Here is a 21787-nt window from a genome sequence, read left to right on the forward strand (position 1 = left end):
ATTGCTTATTTCAAGTTGAGAGTGGGGTTAATCAATATACTTTTTTATACCGCGTTATTTCGCCAACTGTCGTCTGTCATCAATCTCACATAAGACGATATCAACACGGCCACCGGGGACGATCTCTTTGCCTCGGTACGTGTGTATCTCATCGACCTGGCTATCATTTTTTATAAACTGAGCTTCTTCCAAGGCGTCCAGTATCAGCTTATTGCGATTATTGTAGTGGCATAATAAACTTGGACAGCGCATAAGAGGTTTATACTAACCCAAAGAAGGAAAATAGTATGACCACCAAACGCAACCAATATACCCGAGAATTCAAATTAGAAGCCATCAGCTTAGTTATTGACCACAAACGTAAAATACCTGACGTGGCCAATTCTTTAGGAATAGGTAAATCCACTCTACAGAAATGGCTGAGTCAGTACCGTCAAGAAATGACTGGCCAAGCACCTAAAGTCGGCAACGCCTTAACGGATGAGCAGCGCGAGCTTCAAGAATTGCGCAAACAAGTTAAGCGGCTGACTATGGAGCGTGACATCTTAAAAAAGGCTTCCGCTCTGCTAGCCTTGGACAGCCTGAACGGCTATCGCTAATCAGTCAGCTTGCAGAGCAAGACAAGCATGTTAATAAAAGTCTTCTGTGCAAACTGTTTGGCGTGATAAAAAGCAGTTACTACTATGGCATGCAGCCCAAGCCCATCAGTCTTGAAACCGTCAAGCACAAGGTATTAATTCGTCAAATATTTAACGACTCAAAGCGCTCAGCAGGCGCTCGCAGCATTGCCGCCATAATAATGAATGAACACAACATCAAGCTATCACGATATATGGTAGGTAAACTTATGGCGCAGATGAGGCTTAAAAGCTGTCAATTGAAGACGCACAAATACAAGCACGCTGACGAGGCGCATAAAACGCATGACAATATCCTAGCTCGCAACTTTAGCCCAACAGCGCCCAATCCAAGTCTGGACGGGGGATGTGACTTACATTCGTATCAAGGGTGGCTGGTGCTACCTAGCTGTTGTTTTAGATTTATATGCTCGGCGTGTGGTGGGCTTTGCTGTATCAGGTTCCCCTGATAGCGTGCTGACCGCTAAAGCCCTACAGATGGCGTATCACACTAGGCTCAAACCCAGTGGCGTGCTGTTTCATTCCGATCAGGGAACCCATTCCACCAGTAAGACATTTGCTGAATCCGTTGCCAGTTGTGAGGGCATGACGCAAAGTATGAGCCGTCGCGGAAACTGTTGGGATAATGCCCCAACCGAACGATTCTTTAGAAGCTTTAAAACAGAATGGATGCCCAAGGGCGGCTATGAAGATATTACTGAAGCTAAAAGCGCCATTATTGATTATATCTGGGGCTACTATCAAATCGTGAGACCGCACAGTTTTAATGATTATTTAACACCGCTAGAAAAAGAGAAACGCTACTTTAACCAAAACCTCTTATCAGATGTCCTAAATTAGTTGACCACTACATTCTTACTTTCTTGGTCATAGTAAACTCCTGTTAATACGCTTAGTTTACCAAGTTTATCTCTACGGTTTCTTCATCATAGCTCAGCTTATAAAGTGTTGAAATGCAATGGCTTAATAACTGATGAGTAGGATGAGGAATCCTTCTACTTTTTAGCATAAACTTTATCCATTACAAATAAAATCACAACTTCCTATTTATAAATGCATTGACAGTCAGCCTTATTAACGTAATAATAATCTAGATGTTAATGGTTATCAATAACGCTTAGGTGTTTTTAATTCATATCATCGATTACTAATTCTATTGCCTTGCTTGACTCGCAATACTTATTGATTAAACCTTTGTTATTTTTATCTCTATTCTCCGCTACCTTATATTTTCAGATGCCATTTACTTGACGGTTATATGAATGAACCGCTATGTGATTTTTTGGCTTGGATGACCCTTTATGGCTGAAACGCTTACTCGTTATGACACCGATAAAACCCCATTAGCAATCGCTGATAAAGCCATGTTTATTCACCATCTTAATGAAGAGCATCAAGATGAACTTGCGATGTTTATCAATGCCTTTACCCCTGCCTCAGTCGGCGAGTACGATATAGTATCGATAAAAGAGCTGTAATTTGTTTGATAAAACCTATGTCGGTACTTGCTACGATAGTAATAACTGCTGGATGGGACCCGAGCGCCAGATGTCCGTCAGTCTAAAGGCCAACTTTTAAACAATATAGAGCTTATCATTACTAGAGAATGTCCGTTTTATATACTGGCGCTATCTAAACTGATAACTTAAAAAATGAAACACTTAAATTAAGAAAGGCATTAAAATGGCAAAACCCGCTCCAAGAACATTGAATGTTGTTCGTACCAAATACATCACGCCACAGATGTACCGCGTCACGCTTGGCGGTACTGGCCTGCTTGACTTTCCAAAAGATCAAGAAAGCGCTTATATTAAACTCATATTTCCTCAAGACCATGGGGCTCGGCCACTGATGCGCACTTATACCATTAGCGGACAACGTGAGGATGAAATAGATGTGGATTTTGCTTTGCATGACGCTGAAGGGCCTGCTTCAATGTGGGCACGTAACGCCCAAGTGGGTGAGCAAATATTGGTCGGCGGCCCAGGGCCAAAGAAGCTGATTAATAATGAGGCAGATTGGTTTTTATTGGTTGGTGATATGACAGCGCTACCAGCCATTAGCGTTAATCTTGCCCAGCTACCTGCTGATGCCTGCGGCTATGCAGTCCTTGAGGTCACCAGTGAAGCGGATAAGCAACTACTCAAAAAACCAGACAACGTTGACATTCACTGGGTGATCAACTCACATCCAAATACCGAAAGCAGCCCATTACTTGAAAGGGTTAAAACGCTTACGTGGCTAGCAGGCCAGCCTGCGGTGTGGGCAGCATGTGAATTTCATAGTATGCGCGCCCTGCGCCATCACTTTAAAACATATTTTTCAATACCAAAAACGCATTTATACATATCCAGCTATTGGAAAGTCGATAGCACAGAAGACCAGCATAAAGTTGAGAAGCAGAAAGATGCAAAAAATCTAGGGGCTGTATAGAATTGAGGAACCATTGAAAAACATAAGCAACGCCTTACTCTACTGTTTACCACAACAAAGAAATAAGGCATCACTTATGACTCGCACCAAGCTCAACGATGAACTTTGGCACAAGCTATTTATTATATTGCGACAAATTAACGTATATAACAAGCCCAATCTAAGACGTACCGTTGAAGGCATGCTGTACCGCATAAGAGTAGGCTGTCCATGGCGAGACTTACCTTCTTATTTCGGTCATTGGTCTCGCATATATCATCAATACCGTTATTGGCGTAAAACCGGTAAATGGCAAAAGCTCATGAAAATAATCACTTAGATTAACACATGAAGTGCAATACCAAATGCAAGGTGAAAAAAAGACCTAGATGCGCTAGCATCAAAGTTTTTATCCACCGACCAAAGTGAGATTGCAACCATGAGCTATACGCATCTAAGCCTAGGGGAACGATACCAGATTTATGCCCTAATAGGGGCAAAACATAGTATTAATTTCATAGCTCGAGAGTTAAACAGAAGTCCCAGTACCATATCAAGAGAGCTTAGGCGTAATAAAAGCCTACGAGGTTACCGAGCAAAGCATGCTAATAACAAGGCTTGTGATAGACGGGCTAACAACGCCACAACTATTGTGGCTGACATCTGGGCATGGGTGACAGACAAGCTTAAAGAGAACTTGCGTCCTGAGCAAATATCTGGCGTTCATGGTGGTATCAGTCATACCCGTTAAGTCGAACTCTAAAAACAGCAACAATGACACACTAGACTGGTATTTGTATCGTTGCCGTCACTTGGTAGAAAACGCTTTTGCTAGGTTGAAACATTTTAGGGGCATTGCCACGCGATATCATAAGCTCAAAGATAGCTATGCAGCAGCGGTAATGCTTGCTTGTGTCTTTATCTGGTTGCCACTCATTTGAATTCTATACACATCCTAAAAGGTATTGTTAAATTATCATAATCGCTATGTTGAATTGACCGAGGAAGGTAAACAATAATAAACCTAAAGGCTAAAAGCTAAAAGGTAAGAAACTCAATCTATAACAGCTGAACGAATATGAGCGGCGGGGAAAACGGCGCTAAATGTCGAGCCTTTGCCTTCTGACGATTCAATCTGCAAAGTCGTGTCATATTGATATAACACATGCTTTACAATCGCCAGCCCCAGCCCCGTACCACCTGTCGCACGACTGCGCCCGCTATCCACTCGATAAAAACGCTCGGTCAACCGTGCGACATGTTGTGGCGCAATACCAATACCATCATCACTGACGGCAAACCGACAGCCTTCTGCAGTCTTTGCCCAGCTGATGACGATATTACCTGCTTTTGGCGTGTATTTAATCGCATTAATCACCAAATTGGATAACGCACTGTTCAAATACATCTCCGAGCCGTAAAGACCATCATAGGTATCTATCTGTAAATGCAGCGTATGGCCATATCCTTGGTTGTAAGCCTGCGCATCATCATAGACATGCGTGAGCAGCTTGGTCATATCAATATAATGCAGCTCATGTGTTTCTTCGATTTCAATCCGAGACAGCAGCAGCAAGTCATTGACCACTCTATTCATGCGCGCGGTCTGCTGCGTCATTAATTCAAAGCCGCGTCGCCATTGCCGCGGCATGTCTTCCTGATCTGAGAAATTTTCCAGATAGCCCATCAGTACAGTCAATGGCGTTCGTAACTCATGCGAGACATTTGCCACAAAGTCGCGGCGCATTTGCTCTAAGTGTTGTAAGCGGGTCACATCATAAATAATCAGCAGCTTTTCATCGCCAAAAGGCGTGAGCTCACATTTAAGATAACGGTTAGGATCTTGCCATGACTTCATATGTACACCATCATTGGGTGTCACCATGCTCTGATAGTATTGCCGAAACTCAGGGACGTTAATAAAGTCAAAAATACTTTTGCCATGATCCGCTGACTGCAACAATAACAAATCCTCGGCGGCCTGATTCCACCACTCCAAACCATCATCGTCGTTTAGCAAAATAACCGCATCTCGCAGTGCGCGTAAGGCACTTCTGATTTTTTTCAGCTGATCGGTGGAGTATTGCTCGATGTCCTGTTGCTCAATATCCCTTGGCGTTATCATGTGTTTCTCTCTTTTTTATTACCAGTATGATGCTTAGCACTTATTATTAGCACTGACTATTCTTAGCACCAAATATTCTCAGTACTTATGCTTCTCAGTACTCAATATTCTAAATATTTATGCCTCTGAGCACTGAATGTTCTTAACGCTGGTTTCCTGCCTCGTAAGCTGCCTTGTAAATAATGGGCTATTTTTCAAAATCGATAGCGTTATTCAACCAGACTCGAAAACCGATAACCGGTACCGCGAACCGTTTGAATCAAGGCACTGCAACCATAAGGCTGTAGTAATTTGCGTAAACGCCGGATGTGCACATCAATCGTACGATCTTCGATATAGACATTGCCGCCCCAGACCTGATCTAGCAGTTGGGTGCGCGTATAAGCACGCTCGGGATGACTCATAAAAAACGCCAGCAAGCGATATTCTGTCGGTCCGATATCAATGACTTTATTATCAGCGGTGATACGCTGGCTTTTAGGATCGAGGCTAAGCTTGCCTATTTCAATTGGCTTATCGCTACTAAGCGCACGACTACGGCGTAATACGGCTTTGATTCTGGAGATTAATTCACGCGTTGAAAAGGGTTTGGTCATATAGTCATCAGCGCCCGCATCAAGCCCATGAACCTTACTATCTTCCTCACTTTTGGCCGTCAGCATAATCACGGGTATCTCAGCCAACATCTCATCATTTTTAAGCATACGGCAAAAATCAATACCACTTTTATCACCCGGTAACATCCAATCTAGCAAAATCAACGCGGGTCTATGATCCACCACTTGTTGATGCGCTTCTGCGACGTCAGCCGCTTGTAAACTCTCAAAGCCCGCCATCTCTAGCGTCATTACCACCATCTCACGAATTGCAGGTTCATCTTCGACAATCAAAATCTGCTCATTGCGCATACCATCGCCTCATTATTGAAAGACAAAAAATTGGAAAACAAAAATACTAAGCCCTTATCAACGTCTGCCCATTAAACGGCTTAATTATGACAGTTTGATGACACAGTGACTCGATACGTTAAATGCTGCGCCTTAAACATTGCAGCTCAAACACTGTACTTTCAGCCCTATACTTTAAGCGCTGTGCTTTGAACGCTTAGCCTTAAACCCTTACGCCCCAAAAAAAACCAACGGCTCATCATAACGAATTTTGCGCTAGATAGCAGCCGCAATCCCCTTAAACGACTGCTTTATTGGGCTGCGTTTTTAATTGACCAACTTTTTTCATAAAAATGTCTTATTTCATCAAACTGTCATATTTGCTCGGCACAATGTGCTCATTGACTACCGAGCGTCTTTGTAGCAAAACCTTGCTAACCAAACATCGTTAGCAATACATTACTAAAAACCTGGGCAGCGACATTGTTATTCATAAACGCCCCATACTTAAATCTGATTACTTTCTAGGAGAAACAATGCGTTATTCATTAATGGCTTTAGCAGTCGCGAGTACCTTTACCTTAGCTGCTTGTAATCAACCCCCCAATAGTAATGAAAGCAATGAGCCCGCTACTTCGGCGCAATCAACCACCGCGCCTACCGACACCGCAAACGTTCAGTCGACAGACGTCCAATCAACAGACAATGTGTCGATGAATATCACCGGCGCTGGCGCCTCTTTCCCGCAGCCTATCTATGCTAAATGGTCAGATGCCTACAATAAAGCAACAGGCGGTCAAGTGAACTATCAGTCGATTGGTTCATCGGGTGGTATCAAACAAATCGTCGCAAAAACCGTTGATTTTGGGGCGTCCGATGCACCGATGACGCCAGCTGAATTAGAGGAAGCCGGTCTGATTCAATTCCCAACCGTTATCGGCGGCGTGGTACCTGTCGTTAATATTGATGGTATTAAGCCCGGACAATTAAAGCTCGATGGAAAAATGCTAGCTGACATCTATCTTGGTAAAATCAGCAAATGGAATGACCCTGCCATCGTAGCCATGAACCCTGATTTAACCCTTCCTGACGCGGCTATTACCACGGTGTTCCGTTCAGACGGTTCGGGCACAACCTTTAACTTTACCGATTATCTAGCCAAAGTTTCAAACGACTGGAAAGACAGCGTTGGCGTCGATAAAACCGTGAAATGGCCAACCTCAGCAACCGGTGCGGGCGGTAAAGGCAACGAAGGCGTTTCAAGCTATGTGAATCGTATGAAAAACTCTATCGGCTATGTCGAGTACGCCTATGCTAAGCAAAATGGCATGTCACACGTTGCCCTGAAAAATGCTGCCGGTAACGTCGTGCAACCGTCTGCGCAAACATTCGCCGCCGCTGGGGACATTGATTGGTCAAAGCAAGAAGGCTTTTACAAAGTCATCACCAACTCTGAGACCCACCAAGCATGGCCTATCGCTGCTGCGACCTTTATTTTAGTCCACAAACAGCCGCAAGATGCTAAGCAAGTAGCAGGCGTCCTTAACTTCTTTGACTGGGCTTATGCTCAGGGCGATGATGACGCAATGAGCCTTGATTACGTGCCTTTTTCTGATACGGCCGTGGCTTTATTTAAAGCGAAATGGAACGAGGTGGTAGATAGCGAAGGTAAGCCTGTCTATACCTCAGCACAGTAGGTCAGGAATAAGCTAACTAATGCCATCAAGCAAATACTGAAAAGCGTGTTTGCTTGGTGACGTCTTAGCCGTAGTGAACTTAATAGATGCTTGTTATAAAACACAGTTTATTACGGTAAGACGCTAAAGCTAAAACCCCTAAGATTTTTTACAATCAAGCTTTCACACTAGCAAGCGTTAACACCATTCATCATTAACATAATGAAAAGTTAGAGCGACAAACAACAGAGGCTTTTATGGCAGACCTAAAATCCCAACTGGCAAAACAAAAACGCTTTGACGCGATTTTTGTTAATGCCACCAAAGCATTTGCAATCTTGGTGCTCTTGTCGCTTGGCGGCATCATGCTGTCATTGATTGTCGGCGCATGGCCAAGTATCACTGAGTTTGGCTTGGGATTTTATACCAGCAATAACTGGGATACGGTGAACGATCAATACGGTGCACTTGCCCCCATTTACGGAACGGTGGTCACCTCGCTCATCGCTATCTGTATCGCCGTACCAGTCAGCTTTGGGATTGCTATCTTTTTAACGGAACTTTGCCCCAATTTTTTGAAAAAGCCATTGGGTATTGCTATCGAGCTGCTGGCAGGTATTCCTTCTATCATCTACGGCATGTGGGGCTTGTTTGTCTTTGCGCCGTTTTTTGGTGATCACATTCAGCCTTGGTTTATTGAAAATATTGGCCCCCTACCTATTATTGGTAAAGTTTTTGCCGGTGCGCCGATGGGACTGGGTATGTTTACCGCCTCATTAATACTGGCAATTATGATTATTCCCTTTATCGCCGCTACCATGCGCGATGTTTTCTCTGTGGTGCCAGACCTGCTAAAAGAATCCGCATACGGTATGGGCGCCACTACGTGGGAGGTGATGTTTAAAATCATCTTACCTTATACCAAAGCAGGTGTGGTTGGTGGCGTGATTTTGGGACTTGGTCGAGCGCTTGGCGAGACGATGGCTGTTACCTTTTTAATTGGTAATGCTTTCAATATCAGCCCAAGTCTATTTACCTCTGGGGTGACCATTACCTCAGCGCTGGCCAACGAGTTTGCCGAAGCGTCAAGTGAGCTGCACTTAGCGTCATTACTACATTTAGGGTTAATCCTGTTTGTCATTACCTTTATCGTTTTGTCGATATCTAAGCTGATGCTCATGCGTATTGACCAAAAAGCAGGTAATTAAACATACTATTTTAAAAGCCAACAAAACCAATCAAATCAAAACAAGCCTAAACAAACTAAAACACGCTATTTGCCGCCATTATTTGACTCAAGAAGGACAAACACTTCATGACTTTAGCACCAGTCACTACTCAAACGACCCAGCCAAGCCAGCCTTCTGTACGCTTTGAAGACCGCTACAACAAGCGTCTTTATAACAAGCGGCGTTTTATCAATAGATTGGGACTTGGGTTTGCCTTATCAGCGATTGTATTTGGTTTGTTTTGGCTGATTTGGATTTTGATTACGCTGTTTGTTGAAGGCTTTCAAGGTTTAATTGAGATGCCTGTCTTTATGGCAGATACCCCGCCACCGATGGGCGAAGGCGGTCTACGCAACGCCATTGTTGGTTCAGTGATGTTGGCTTTTTCGGGCTTGGCGATTGGTGCGCCAATCGGCATGATGGCTGGCATTTATTTAGCGGAATTTTCACATGGCAGTATGTTGGGTAAAGTCACCCGATTCTTAAATGATATTTTATTGTCGGCCCCCTCCATCGTGATTGGTCTGTTTATTTATGCCTTGATGGTCAAAGGACAGAGCTTTTCGGGTTGGGCTGGTGCATTGGCATTGGCGCTGATTGTGATTCCTATTGTCGTGCGTACGACAGAAAACATGCTAAACCTTGTGCCTAACACACTGCGCGAAGCAGCTTATGCACTGGGTACGCCAAAATGGAAGCTGGTCAGTACAGTGACGCTGAAAGCTGCCAAAGCTGGTCTAACCACAGGTGTGCTGCTCGCTTTTGCTCGTATTACCGGTGAGACCGCGCCCTTGCTATTCACTGCGCTAAACAACCAATACTTTAGTACCGATATGAGCCAACCGATGGCCAACTTACCCAATACGATTTATCAGTTTGCCATGAGTCCTTATGACAACTGGCATGCACTTGCTTGGGCAGCAGCGTTACTCATTACCGCGACCGTATTATTCTTAAATATTGCGGCGCGCTTTATCGGTGGCAAAGACCATAGCAGATAATTCAAGGCTAACAGAAGCACAGCTAATAGTAAAAAAACACCCCCATTTAATAAAACTTTAAAACAGATGGATACCATTATGACTGATTTATTAGAGAGAAAAGCGACTAAGCCGATGACAGATACCAGCAGCAAACGCCGTTTACTGGATGACGCTATGTCTAACAATGGTCAGCATAAACAGCCAGATATTGCCCATCTTATCAAGCAAACCATGGCGGACATGCCCGACAATATGCCGCCTGCCAAGATTACCATTCGCGATTTAGACTTTTATTATGGCGATTTTCAAGCATTAAAAAACATCAATATCGATATTCCAGAAAAAAAGGTCACCGCTTTTATTGGTCCCTCAGGCTGCGGTAAATCAACGCTGCTACGTACCTTTAACCGTATGTATGACTTGTATCCGAGTATGCATGCTGAAGGTCAAATTACCCTTGATGGCCAAAATATTTTGGCCAAAGACATGGATGTCAATTTGCTGCGTGCGCGTGTCGGTATGGTTTTTCAAAAACCCACACCCTTCCCGATGTCCATTTATGACAACGTCGCATTTGGCGTCCGTCTCTATGAAAAGCTCAGCAAAGCAGAGATGGATGAACGTGTCGAGTGGGCACTCAAAAAGGCGGCGTTATGGCTGGAAGTCAAAGATAAACTCAAAGCGTCAGGATTGTCATTATCTGGCGGTCAACAGCAGCGACTTTGTATTGCCCGCGGAGTAGCAACGAAACCTGAAGTCTTGCTATTAGATGAGCCAACGTCAGCGCTTGACCCTATATCCACTGGCGCGATTGAAGATTTGATTACCGATTTAAAAAACGACTATACCATTGCTATCGTCACCCACAATATGCAGCAGGCCGCGCGCGTCTCTGACTACACCGCTTATATGTATTTGGGAGACATGGTAGAAATGGGTGAAACAGATCAAATATTCACCAACCCAGCACAAAAAGCGACTGAAGATTATATTACCGGTCGTTATGGCTAAGTCGCTGTTCGCTTAAAGCAATCATTTCTAGCAGTCATTTATCACGCTACTCATTTTGGCAATATTTTTATGAGCAACACCAATACGATTAAGGAAGCAAGCATGGCGATAACGGCAAAGCATTTATCAAAGAGTTTTGATAATGACTTACATGACGTGATTGAGCTGTTTATGCAAATGGGTCACATGGCAGCAGAGCAAGTCATGGTTGCGACACGCGCCTTGATAGCTGCAGATGAGGCGACCGCGAAAAAAGTGATTGAAGATGATCATCTGATCAATCAGCTAGAGATTAAAATCGATGAGCAAATCATTTTGTTGGTCGCCAAACGCCAACCAGCTGCCAATGATTTGCGTTTAGTCATGGCACTTAGTAAAGGCATTGTTGATTTTGAGCGTGTCGGTGACGAAGCAGAAAAAATTGCCCGTATGGCCTGCAAATTGATTAAAGATGGTGCATCTCCAAGAGGCTATTCAGAGGTTCAGCATTTATCCAATCAGGTGCGCCTGATGCTGCTTGATGCCATTGACGCCTTTTCGCATATGAATCCTCAGCAAGCGTTTTCGGTATTGCAAAGTGATACAGTGGTTAATGAAGAGTACCAATCTGCCACTCGAGCCTTGATGACCTATATTATGGAAGACAGCCGCCATGTGTCCAAAGTGATTAACATACTTTGGGTATTACGCGCCTTAGAACGGGTGGGCGATCACGCTAAAAACATTGCTGAACTGGTCATTTTTTGCACCAGCGGCAAAGATGTGCGGCATACAGATTTTATGCAAGTCGAACAAATCGTCCAGCAAACAACTGATGCTGGCCGGCATGAGTAATAATATTAATAAATAGACAAAAAAATTTTCTCAATTAACCCCTCTTCAAGGCCTTTATATATACTTAGTTATACATCTTTCTTAAGCGCCGTTACTTGTATTAAAAACAGTTTATGCCTATCTTTTCTAGTCAAGAGTTTGCCACGCTCTCATACTTATTCAAAAAAGCCATTATAGGCCTCATAAATAGAGATCTATAATGGTTTAATCCTATCTTTTCTCAGGTGGTATAAGAATTTTCTGATGTAAATACTTTCTCTTTACATAATTTCCTTATTATTAATAAGTTAGCGATGGACAGTAAAAATCATCCTTTTCAGCTATAACTGGGCATTGGCGCTATCAACCTCAGCATATACCGCTGTGCTACCGTCTTTGTTGATTTGCATCACTTGATAAGGTGAAAATTTATTTTGGTACTCCATCCCGGGGCTACCCATTGGCATACCGGGTACGGCAAGACCAATAGCCTCGCTTGGCGGATTGGCTAAAAACTGGGCTATATACTTGGCAGGCACATGACCTTCGAATACATAACCGTCGCTCGTGACCGCCGTGTGACAAGAGCGCATATTGCTCGGGACACCATAGCGTTCTTTAAAAACTGCTAAGTCGGCGACATCTTGTCCCGCCGCAGTCATACCGTGATGTTCGGCATGGCTAATCCACTCCTTACAGCAGCCACAATTGGCATCTTTATAAACCGTCGCAGAGACGTTTCTCAGCGCATCACTGTTACTGCTAGAGCTCGTCGACTCAGTTTTAGACGTTTGGACTTTTGAATTCTGGCTGTCTGTTGCCGTCTCTACAGGCGCTGTGGTTGCAGCAGTGGTATTGGTGTCGTTACAAGCAAATAACGACGATGTCACTGTCAGTAGGATAAGCGCACCAAACAATTTATGCTGCTTAAAAGTTAAGTTATGGTTATCAGGTTTCATACATACCCTCTCGTCATTTATTGTTTAATGTCGCATGTGATATTTATAATCAAAAAGAGCTGTCTTTCATTTTTAAATTTGGAGCAATACGTTAAGCGTTTGACCCGATATCACGACACTATCATCATACATGCATGATACATGAATCCTTCTGACTAACAGATGACGTTAAGATTACAATATTGTCATTCTCCCACTTTGAAATTTTCACAGATAATTTATTTGACAATTTTTAAGAAAAAACAAAAGGGCAGTACTAGGGCGTGTCTTCATTTTAAAAATGGTGATAAAAATGAGATAAATTGCAGTCAAACAAGGAAAATAGCGCCGTTAATATCGGGATATTACCTAGCTATTTGATGAAGTTTGGCAAAATTTAGCCATTTTTAGCCCATTTAGATGTCCATCGATTGAATTGAAGACACGCCCTAGCGATAAGTGGTTTAATTATGTCGTTTTTTATCAAGTCATCAAGAGCCGATTAAAACAGATTTATTTAATAAAAATGCAAAATTACTGCTACCCGCCATTTAATAACCTTATAATTGCCTAGAGCAAAAGCTAAAAACTGAGTGTTTAAGCCGCTGCTCTAAGCAATTCAACCCTGCCAATTAAACCATCACTATTAAATTATTGTCATGAAACCATCTGATTAACTCACAAAAAGTTTATGACTAACGCAACTCATCAACGACCGCTAGCATAGCGACCAATGAAGCTTCTCCTAATTTAATAGAGCGCTCAGGTGACCAACCTGTATCTTCAAAAGGTAAATTGGCATTCTCTTTAAATGGCATCTCTAAAGTGTTGGCAAGACAATCAAAGCGCTCGGCTACCCAGTGGGTAGCAATCGTCATGTTTGCTGTGCCGGGTGCGTCAATATCATAACCAAATTCAGATTGAAAGTCGGCGCTGGCCAATTTTAAGACTTCTGAGAATTTATCACGTAGATGGGCAAGGCGGTCGTTATAGCTTGGCGTGCCCTGCGAGCCGGCAAGGAACACATAAGGCAGCGCTTCATCGCCATGCACGTCATAAAATAAGTCAACACCCGTTTCTTCCATTTTATTGATGACATGAAACACTTCAGGGCTTTTTTCTAAGCTTGGGTTTGCCCATTCACGGTTTAGATTCGTCCCTACCGCATTGGTACGCAGGTGCCCGCGTACACTACCATCAGGATTCATATTCGGTACGATATAAAAATTGGCTTTTTCTAATAACAACTTAGCCGTGGGATTATCCTCGTCTAACAAACTGTTTAATAGTCCTTCAACCAGCCATTCAGCCATTGTCTCGCCCGGATGCTGACGCGCCGTAATCCAAATACTGCGCTTCTTGCTGTCACCATTACCCACTTTTACTAAGGTTAAGTCGCGTTTATCAAGCGTTTCGCCCAAATGCTCCAAACACGCGAGCGGATGCACTTGCACCGCCGCTAACAAGTCTTGATGACGCTCATAGCTATAGGGAGCGAAATACGCAATTTGAATACTTTCGCACGCAAGCTCTGCCGTTATCGTTAACTTACCATCCTTATAAGAGGTTGGCAGACGGAACCAACACTCGCGATCATAGGAAGCCACCGCTTGATAATCCTCCCAGCCTGCAAGGTAGGAGGCCTTCCCTGCATTCATAATATTGAGTACGTACTGCTCGCCAACTTCGCCTGATAAACGAAAGTTAAACCACTGAAAAAACTCTCCGCCCACGTCTGGACGAATCGCTAGTTGAATGTTGGTTTGATCTTCTGCATTGATAACCTCAATATTACCGGCATGGAAATTTGCGCTGATATGCATAATTTTTTCCTAATGATTTTTGTAAATTAAAAGACAGATACTAAAAAAACTTATACTAAATACCATATTTTGTCCATCGTAGTAGGATGGACTTTATGGCAAACTTATGAGGAAGCTTGATGGCTAGCTTAGAACATCATATAACGCGTTAAGATAAGGATAACATGTGACTTCAGGAAGAAGCGTACCAGCAAATAGCGCCCCTATCAGACCTCCTATATATATTGCGCCAAATCACTTCGCTGATTATCTCTCTCATCAGCAGCACTACTGCTTGTTTTTAGATATCGACGGCACGCTTGCTGACTTTACCTTGAACCCGAAAGACAGCTTTATCCCCGCTACCACTTTAACACTTTTACAAAACATACAAGATTATGGCGTCAAAATGGCTGCTGTTACTGGGCGCAGTCTAGCCGAAGCAAAGCAAATGCTGGTGCCGCTAAGCTTACCCATCGCCGCAACGCATGGACTAGAAATAGACTTTGAAGATAACGAATCTAATAATATGAGCGTTTCATCCGTCAACAGCGCTGAGCTTGCTGCTATAAAACAAGCGCTTATCCGCTCTTGCTTGCGCTATGACGATTTTATCATAGAAGACAAGCCCTACTCCGTTGCCCTACATTATCGTCAAAATCCCGCCTTAGCCGATATCGCTTATCGCATTATAACCACAATCGTAAAAAACCATGGCGATTGGATAGTAAAACAGGGTAAATATGTCCGAGAAATCGCGCCCAAAGACGCCGATAAAGGCAGTGCAATTTTGACCTTACTAAAAAAATTTCAGGCTAACAATAGGCTTTGTCCTATTTTCATAGGTGACGACATCACCGATGAAACAGGATTTATAGCGGTACAAGGCGACAAGCACATGACAGAAAAAAGTCGGTTTATAAAGAATAACGAACCACGAGAGGATTCTAAACCACCCATAAAAGGCATGGGTATGAAAGTAGGTTATGACGGCACTGAACCAACGTGTGCGCATTATTATGTCAATAATATTTTTGAGGTCACGGTATTGCTTGAAAGCTTTTTGAAGTTTTGCCAACAGCGCCCAACCTTATCTCCCAAGTTATCTGGTTTAACAGAGCAAGAGCAAGTGGCACTGCCGCTAATAGACACTAACCGACGCCCATTAAAAAATACAGCGAGACCACTGACATGAGCCGCTTAATTGTCTTATCTAACCGCGTAAAGATGCCCGATAACCACCCTATGGCGGGCGGGCTTGCTGTCGCATTGCAAGACGTCTTAATCGGCAAATCAGTCGTCTGGATGGGCTGGAATGGCGAAGTCGTCAATGACAACAACGCCAATAACACCGATGCCGCCAATACATTTAGCAGTATTCAACAACGCTTTATGGCAAGCAGCAAGGCAAAAACCCGCGCCACACAAATCACTTATATAACCACCGCTTTTACCACCCAGCAATATCAGCATTTCTACTGCGGTTTTGCCAATAATGTATTGTGGCCTCTACTGCATGAGCAAACAGCGCTTATCAGCCAAGCTACAGATGATTATGCGGGTTATCAGGCGGTCAACTGTCTATTTGCGCGCCAATTAAAAAGTATCATTCAGCCTGACGATGTCATTTGGGTCCATGATTATCACTTTTTAAGTGTGGCGTATCATTGCCGAAAGCTTGGCATCAACAATCGTATTGGGCTTTTTTTACACATTCCCTTTGTGGCGCTGGATTTTTGGCAGCAGCTTAAGCAAAGCGCTGAGCTCATTCACCATCTGGCGCATTATGATGTGCTCGGCACCCAAACTCAGCAAGGATGCACCAATTGCGTTGATGTTTTCCAACACTATTTAAAAGACAGTCTAATAAAAGCAAGCTTAGGCGAAGACAGTTTGGTAAAAGAAAATGTAAGGGAAGATACATTAGCAGAAAACAGCGATGTCGGACTTACCCCCATCAATATCTTACAAAAAAACCAACCTTTTACTCATACTTACCCTTACCACTCATCTGGGACAGCATTAACGCTTAATTTAGACTTTAAACCTCAGCATTGTTTATTGATTAACGCCTATCCGATCGGTATTAATGTCGCAAGAATCCAGCAGCAGGTCAGTCAGTTAGCCTCGTCTTTACCTGCACATTTGGCGCACCATAATGTATATAAAAAAACCGACAAGACGACGACACAACAAATTATCGCGGTAGATAGAATTGACTATTCAAAAGGCTTATTAAGACGTTTTTCAGCCTATCGTGACTTTCTAGAGCATTATCCAAGCTATCAAAATCAGCTGCAATTATTACAAATCGCTTGTCCTAGTCGCTTAGATTTGCCAACTTACCAACGGCTTTATCAGGAAGTTAAACGAACAGTCAGCGAGATAAATCAGCAATTTTCAACTGACAACGGTGCTTGGCAAGCGATTAAATATAGCGAAAACGTCTTAAATCATGAACCCTTGATGGCCGCATTTTGGCAAAGTGATATCGGCTGGGTCAACTCCTTAAAAGACGGTATGAATCTGGTTGCTAAAGAATATATCGCCGCGCAAAATCCTGATGATCCGGGCGTGCTCGTGCTGTCTCGTTATGCAGGAGCCGCTGAGCAAATGCAAGCGGCTGTCATTGTCGATCCGCATCAGCGTACGAGTATGATGGAAGGGTTAAAGGCGGCATTGACGATGCCATTAAACGAGCGACAATTGCGCTATCAAACGTTGTTACAAGGGCTACATCAAGATGATTTATACGCTTGGCAGCAACGCTTTTTAGACGATTTATATTTAGATGGCCGATATGATAATAAAAAACGGTCAGCAGATGATGGCGCTTTTGATGCCATTCAAATGTCTGATTCATAATAATTAGGAGACTGTATGCAAGTGCCCGATGCCAAAAACGCTTTATTAATAAATATAAAATCTGCTATAGAAGAAGTTATACAAGCAGAAAACCAAACTATCGGCAGTTTGGCTATGACCGATAAGTTGCGCCGTGAAATATTAACGATTCTAGTCGGTTATAGCGACGAAATCCCTCACCCTGCTAGTGGTGCTAGGGCTATTGCCGGTGCTGAAAATGTTATAAGCGAAGGCGATACGACGAACGCTCAAAACAATAAACAAGCAAGCAAGCCAAATCAGTCTAACACCTTGATTCGATGGCAAGTCTTGGCATACGTGTCGAGCCTAGATTTAACGCTTGCGAAATGGTTTGAATCGCATTTAGATGCGTTAAGTATTTTGCATGAAGTCGGCTACGATAAAGCGCCTCAAGGCTTATGGGCGGTTTGGGCAGCAGAAGGACACCCCGACCCGATACGTTATACAGAGGGAAAAATCAGTGGTAGCAAAGCATGGTGCTCAGGCGCCAACCTCGTGGATTATGGGCTGATGACTTATCGCGATGAGCAGGGTCAAGCGCAACTATTGATGGTGGATATGCACCAATCTGACATTGATATTGATAATAATGCTTGGCAGGCCGTCGGCATGCAAGCCACTGATACGGCAACCATACAGTTCCATGAGGTAGACGCCATTAATGTAGGCGCGCCAAATGCGTATTTAGAAAGGGTAGGATTTTGGCATGGCGCGGCAGGCGTTGCGGCTTGCTGGTACGGTGCGGCCGCTCGCATTGCCAATTATTTAATAACTGCTTATCAACATAAACCCAATGACTATAAAGCCATGTATTTAGGTCAAATTAGCACAGCATTGGCCGTTACTCAGCAGTATTTTTATCATATTGCTGACTTAATAGAGGGTGAACCGCTGCAAAACCATGAACTTGCTATCCGTCAATTACGCGCCAATGTAGAGCAAGTAGCACGCCAAGTGATGGAAAAAGTCGGACAAGCATTAGGGGCCGCGCCATTTTGTGGCAATGCCCATTTTGCGAGGTTAACCGCAGATTTGGCGGTATTTATTCGTCAAAGTCATGGTGCCTTTGATTTACAAAAAATCGGCGAGCTATCTAGCGCTTTCGACCGCGCCACAAACAGTGATTCGACAGACAGGCAGGACAATATATGGCAACTATGACACCAAAAGCAAATGTGCTGGTACAAGACTTTGCTGGCTATCAGGCAGAAAATGATACTCAGCCTTTGACGACACATAATGTGATGTCGGCGCACTCAGCACCCTTAGCGCACTTAGCCAAGCCTGAGCATCCGATTGTCGGTGACCGTATCATTGAAGGCGATGGTACCAGCACCGATGCTTGGCAACACTGGCAGGGACTGCACGATTTACCTCGACTAGATATAGCAAAAAGCTTCCCGCCGCAGCAGCGCGTCTGTGTATTTGCGCCGCATCCTGACGATGAGATATTGGGCTGCGGCGGACTGCTGCAACAATTGGCCGCCAACGGTAATCCTATCGTCCTTGTGCACGTGACCAACGGTACACAAAGTCACCCAGACTCGCAGATTTATCCGCCGCACCTGCTTGATACGATCCGCCCGCAAGAGAGCTTAGCGGCATTAGAAGTGTTAGGCATTGCTCAGCAGGTGACCTGTATGTCTTTAGCGCTAACCGATGGTGACGTTTTTGCTGAGCGGGCACAGTTTCACCAAAAATTAGCAGCAATTATTCAACCTGATGATATTTTAATCACGCCTTTTGTACATGATGGTCATCCCGATCATGAAGCAACAGGACAAGTAGTCGCCGCTTTCGCTAAGCAACACCAACTCGCCTGTTATCAAGTGTTGATTTGGGCATGGCATTGGGCAAAACCTGCCGATAGTCGTATTCCTTGGCACTGCACGCTCAGGGTGGACTTAACGCCCGAGCAGTTACAGCGCAAAACCGAGGCTATCGCCTGTTTCAAAAGCCAAATAACCGTTGATGAAAGTACAGGCAACCCGCCTATTTTATCGGCTCAAACCATCGCTAGAATCAGCCAACCTTGGGAAGTTTATTTATATGAGCCACAATCTTAAATTGACACCGCCAATGCATGAGGTCGGTAATTTGCAGGTATCTACAACCGACTTACATACTGTTCATACTGATTTGTCGAATGGTAAAAAAGAGACGACAGCCACTGCTTATTCAGAAAGCTATTTTGATGCGTTATATAACGACAATAGCGATCCGTGGCAGTATCAGACCCGCTGGTATGAAAAGCGTAAACGCGATATGTGTCTAGCGGTGTTGCCACAAGCAAAATATACCAGCGCTATTGAATTAGGGTGTGGTAATGGCGTGTTCAGTGCTCTACTTGCCAACCGTTGTCAGACCTTGGTCAGTATTGACGGTAATAAACAGGCGGTGCAACTGTCTAAGCAGCGTTTGGCAGAGGTCGGACATGTAAAGGTTATACAGGGTGTCATTCCTGAAATATTACCGATTGCGAAATCGCATTTTGATTTAATTGTGATTAGTGAAATTTTATATTACTTATCGCCAAATGATATTGATACCGTCATCGCTTGGATTCAGCAAAATCTTGCGGTAGGTGGCACGTTACTATGCTGCCATTGGCGCTATGACATCGATGGCTTTACCATGACGGGTGAAACGGTACACCAACGTCTGCACCACGCATTTAATAGAATAAGTAATGAGGTAAACTCTGCGCAAATACAGCAAGTTGATAGTCAACACCCTACCTTTACCCATCAAAGTAAAGTCGTCGATAGCGATTTTTTATTGGATGTGTGGCAACGTTCGGTAGAAACGGTGGCTATGCAAGAAAACTTGGTTTAACGTTAAATCCGCCGAGTAAAATGCATGAATACTACAAATATCGCTATCGTCATTCCTGCTCATAACGAAGCGCTGACCATCTCTAAATGCTTGGCATCGGTGCAGACTGCCATTGAGCAGCTGCCCTCTACCATTACCGCCACTGTGCTCGTGGTGCTCGACAGTTGTAGCGATGACACACTCACATTGGTCAAGCACGCTGGTGTGGATTATTTATGCTGTGATTACCGGTGCGTGGGGCAAGTGCGAGATTTTGGCATTCGTCATGCGATTGCCTCTGGCGCGACTTGGCTTGCCTGTACCGACGCTGATTCGCTTGTCACAGCAGATTGGCTAACGCAGCAAATCACTCATATTAATCATCAGCCGACTGCTATGATATGCGGCGTTGTGAGCGTTGATGACTGGGCGCATTTAACGCCCCAAACCCGCAAAGACTATATCGCTCACTATCAAGATAAGATGGGACATCGTCATATTCATGGGGCAAATTTGAGCTTTAGTAGTGCAGCGTATCTCGCTGTTGGCGGTTTTGCTGCCCTGCCTTGCCATGAAGATGTCGATTTGGTTAAAAAATTTGAGAAGCAAAATTTTGCTATCACTTGGAGCAATCGCGTTCGGGTCATTACTAGCAGCCGCTTACAAGCGCGAGCGGCAGAAGGGTTTGCCGCATTTTTAGCAAACTTAGAAACCAGCCATTCACAGTAATTTGCTTTAAAAAGTGTGACAAATTTTATGAAAATAGTGCATTTATGACACCGCGTATACCTTGCTAACACAATGAATCTATCGCTAAGAGTTGGGTAACACTCTACACATCGTGGCTACAGACAAGGCAATTATCCATGTTTATATTAGATTTGTCAGCTAAGGATTTATGCCTGCTGATAACCCATAAGTGAGAAATATAACAAAGCAAATTGATGGGTTTTAGAAAAATCAATGCAATCTAATAATAGGAAAAGGAATACCACTATGAATGAACATACTCTAAAAGGTGATTGGAACCAACTTAAAGGCTCAGTAAAACAGAAATGGGCCGACTTGACCGATGACGATCTCACGCACATCGAAGGCAGCCGCGATAAATTGGTTGGCCGCGTCCAAGAACGTTATGGTCATAGTAAAGAAGATGCCGAACGTGAAGTTGACGATTGGCGCAGCAGTAATAACTACTAGTCTTAGATTTTAAGATTAATTTTAAGATTTAAACATCATTTAAGACTTATTAGTTATTGATGATAAAGCGTATTAGGCATGGTGGGTTTTTACCTATAAGTGTCTAATGCGCTTTTATCGTTTATAAAGTTCACTATTTTTTAAACAATTTATAGCCGATTATGATTTAACACTACCCTCTTCGTCAAATTTCCCTTACTTCTCTTTTCCTTTTCTTAAACCCTTGTCATTTTTTCCTAAAAATTTTTTGAGATTATTAAACTGATATATCTCAAAAATTTTGCGATTTATCTGATAACACAAACCTCGTCTAACTCGTATTAGGCGTACTGATAGGTGTGAAATATATCGCATAAATTACGTAGGATTACAC

General features: G+C 43.5%; 20 protein-coding genes and 3 pseudogenes. 18 read left to right on the forward strand and 5 right to left on the reverse strand.

Features of this window, described 5'->3' with window-relative positions; all coding sequences use genetic code 11:
• Nucleotides 1-54: 54 nt before the first annotated feature.
• A complete protein-coding gene (locus tag CXF58_RS13770) occupies nucleotides 55-252 on the reverse strand; it encodes a RusA family crossover junction endodeoxyribonuclease (RefSeq protein ID WP_145989792.1) in 198 nt (65 codons plus the stop codon).
• Between the two features lie 35 nt (nucleotides 253-287).
• Here CXF58_RS13770 and CXF58_RS02360 point away from each other — a divergent pair, with 35 nt between their 5' ends.
• The 6 genes and pseudogenes from CXF58_RS02360 to CXF58_RS14215 all read left to right on the forward strand — a co-directional run bounded on the left by CXF58_RS02360 (nucleotide 288) and on the right by CXF58_RS14215 (nucleotide 3991).
• Entirely contained in the window at nucleotides 288-599 is a 312-nt protein-coding gene (locus CXF58_RS02360) for a transposase (RefSeq protein WP_102076454.1), read from the forward strand.
• Between the two features lie 89 nt (nucleotides 600-688).
• Nucleotides 689-859: pseudogene (locus tag CXF58_RS14210) on the forward strand (transposase); the annotation flags it as partial.
• 103 nt (nucleotides 860-962) lie between these two features.
• Nucleotides 963-1478 (forward strand): annotated as a pseudogene (locus CXF58_RS02370) (IS3 family transposase); the annotation flags it as partial.
• A gap of 461 nt (nucleotides 1479-1939) precedes the next feature.
• A complete protein-coding gene (locus tag CXF58_RS13810; RefSeq protein WP_180952505.1) occupies nucleotides 1940-2116 on the forward strand; it encodes a hypothetical protein in 177 nt (58 codons plus the stop codon).
• A 205-nt stretch (nucleotides 2117-2321) separates the two neighbouring features.
• Nucleotides 2322-3071, forward strand: a complete 750-nt coding sequence (locus CXF58_RS02375; protein ID WP_102076457.1) for a siderophore-interacting protein — start codon at nucleotides 2322-2324, stop codon at nucleotides 3069-3071.
• Between the two features lie 76 nt (nucleotides 3072-3147).
• A pseudogene (locus CXF58_RS14215) lies at nucleotides 3148-3991 on the forward strand (transposase).
• A gap of 113 nt (nucleotides 3992-4104) precedes the next feature.
• Here the strand turns inward: CXF58_RS14215 and phoR are convergent.
• Both phoR and phoB read right to left on the reverse strand, forming a co-directional pair.
• Nucleotides 4105-5175, reverse strand: coding sequence for a phosphate regulon sensor histidine kinase PhoR (phoR, locus tag CXF58_RS02395; RefSeq protein WP_102076459.1), 1071 nt, complete (start codon nucleotides 5173-5175; stop codon nucleotides 4105-4107).
• A 209-nt stretch (nucleotides 5176-5384) separates the two neighbouring features.
• The gene (gene phoB, locus CXF58_RS02400) at nucleotides 5385-6083 is read right to left on the reverse strand and encodes a phosphate regulon transcriptional regulator PhoB (RefSeq protein WP_102076460.1); all 699 of its coding nucleotides are present in this window, start codon (nucleotides 6081-6083) and stop codon (nucleotides 5385-5387) included.
• Between the two features lie 515 nt (nucleotides 6084-6598).
• On the opposite strand from phoB, the gene pstS reads away from it, so the two are divergent.
• The 5 genes from pstS (at nucleotide 6599) to phoU (ending at nucleotide 11795) form a co-directional block, all read left to right on the forward strand.
• Nucleotides 6599-7759, forward strand: a complete 1161-nt coding sequence (gene pstS, locus CXF58_RS02405; RefSeq protein ID WP_102076461.1) for a phosphate ABC transporter substrate-binding protein PstS — start codon at nucleotides 6599-6601, stop codon at nucleotides 7757-7759.
• 236 nt (nucleotides 7760-7995) lie between these two features.
• Nucleotides 7996-8946, forward strand: coding sequence for a phosphate ABC transporter permease subunit PstC (pstC, locus tag CXF58_RS02410; protein ID WP_102076462.1), 951 nt, complete (start codon nucleotides 7996-7998; stop codon nucleotides 8944-8946).
• A gap of 107 nt (nucleotides 8947-9053) precedes the next feature.
• Entirely contained in the window at nucleotides 9054-9968 is a 915-nt protein-coding gene (gene pstA / locus CXF58_RS02415; protein WP_102076463.1) for a phosphate ABC transporter permease PstA, read from the forward strand.
• 78 nt (nucleotides 9969-10046) lie between these two features.
• Nucleotides 10047-10961 (forward strand): phosphate ABC transporter ATP-binding protein PstB, encoded by a 915-nt coding sequence (pstB, locus tag CXF58_RS02420; protein WP_416375565.1) that lies wholly within the window; start codon nucleotides 10047-10049, stop codon nucleotides 10959-10961.
• Nucleotides 10962-11063: 102 nt separating this feature from the next.
• Nucleotides 11064-11795, forward strand: a complete 732-nt coding sequence (gene phoU / locus CXF58_RS02425; RefSeq protein WP_068408348.1) for a phosphate signaling complex protein PhoU — start codon at nucleotides 11064-11066, stop codon at nucleotides 11793-11795.
• A gap of 320 nt (nucleotides 11796-12115) precedes the next feature.
• On the opposite strand, the gene CXF58_RS02430 is transcribed toward phoU, so the two are convergent.
• Together CXF58_RS02430 and CXF58_RS02435 are read right to left on the reverse strand one after the other, a co-directional pair.
• Complete coding sequence (locus tag CXF58_RS02430; RefSeq protein ID WP_068408350.1) at nucleotides 12116-12733, reverse strand: DUF411 domain-containing protein; 618 nt, start codon at nucleotides 12731-12733, stop codon at nucleotides 12116-12118.
• A 674-nt stretch (nucleotides 12734-13407) separates the two neighbouring features.
• On the reverse strand, nucleotides 13408-14535 hold the full coding sequence (locus CXF58_RS02435) for a M14 family metallopeptidase (protein WP_102076464.1): 1128 nt from the start codon (nucleotides 14533-14535) through the stop codon (nucleotides 13408-13410).
• Between the two features lie 166 nt (nucleotides 14536-14701).
• On the opposite strand from CXF58_RS02435, the gene otsB reads away from it, so the two are divergent.
• The 7 genes from otsB (at nucleotide 14702) to CXF58_RS02470 (ending at nucleotide 21414) form a co-directional block, all read left to right on the forward strand.
• The gene (gene otsB / locus CXF58_RS02440) at nucleotides 14702-15709 is read left to right on the forward strand and encodes a trehalose-phosphatase (RefSeq protein ID WP_102076465.1); all 1008 of its coding nucleotides are present in this window, start codon (nucleotides 14702-14704) and stop codon (nucleotides 15707-15709) included.
• Nucleotides 15706-17379, forward strand: coding sequence for an alpha,alpha-trehalose-phosphate synthase (UDP-forming) (locus tag CXF58_RS02445; RefSeq protein ID WP_102076466.1), 1674 nt, complete (start codon nucleotides 15706-15708; stop codon nucleotides 17377-17379). The genes otsB and CXF58_RS02445 overlap by 4 nt, the downstream gene beginning before the upstream one ends.
• Before the next feature lie 15 nt (nucleotides 17380-17394).
• A complete protein-coding gene (locus CXF58_RS02450) occupies nucleotides 17395-18561 on the forward strand; it encodes an acyl-CoA/acyl-ACP dehydrogenase (RefSeq protein WP_102076467.1) in 1167 nt (388 codons plus the stop codon).
• Between the two features lie 83 nt (nucleotides 18562-18644).
• Complete coding sequence (locus tag CXF58_RS02455; RefSeq protein ID WP_102076474.1) at nucleotides 18645-19466, forward strand: PIG-L deacetylase family protein; 822 nt, start codon at nucleotides 18645-18647, stop codon at nucleotides 19464-19466.
• A complete protein-coding gene (locus CXF58_RS02460; RefSeq protein ID WP_228706517.1) occupies nucleotides 19450-20235 on the forward strand; it encodes a class I SAM-dependent DNA methyltransferase in 786 nt (261 codons plus the stop codon). The genes CXF58_RS02455 and CXF58_RS02460 overlap by 17 nt, the downstream gene beginning before the upstream one ends.
• A gap of 24 nt (nucleotides 20236-20259) precedes the next feature.
• A complete protein-coding gene (locus tag CXF58_RS02465; RefSeq protein ID WP_102076468.1) occupies nucleotides 20260-20943 on the forward strand; it encodes a glycosyltransferase family 2 protein in 684 nt (227 codons plus the stop codon).
• A 267-nt stretch (nucleotides 20944-21210) separates the two neighbouring features.
• Nucleotides 21211-21414, forward strand: coding sequence for a CsbD family protein (locus tag CXF58_RS02470; RefSeq protein ID WP_068404893.1), 204 nt, complete (start codon nucleotides 21211-21213; stop codon nucleotides 21412-21414).
• Nucleotides 21415-21787 lie beyond the last annotated feature (373 nt).

Origin of the sequence: Psychrobacter sp. Sarcosine-02u-2 (assembly GCF_002836335.1) — a bacterium.
GTDB classification, from domain to species: domain Bacteria; phylum Pseudomonadota; class Gammaproteobacteria; order Pseudomonadales; family Moraxellaceae; genus Psychrobacter; species Psychrobacter faecalis.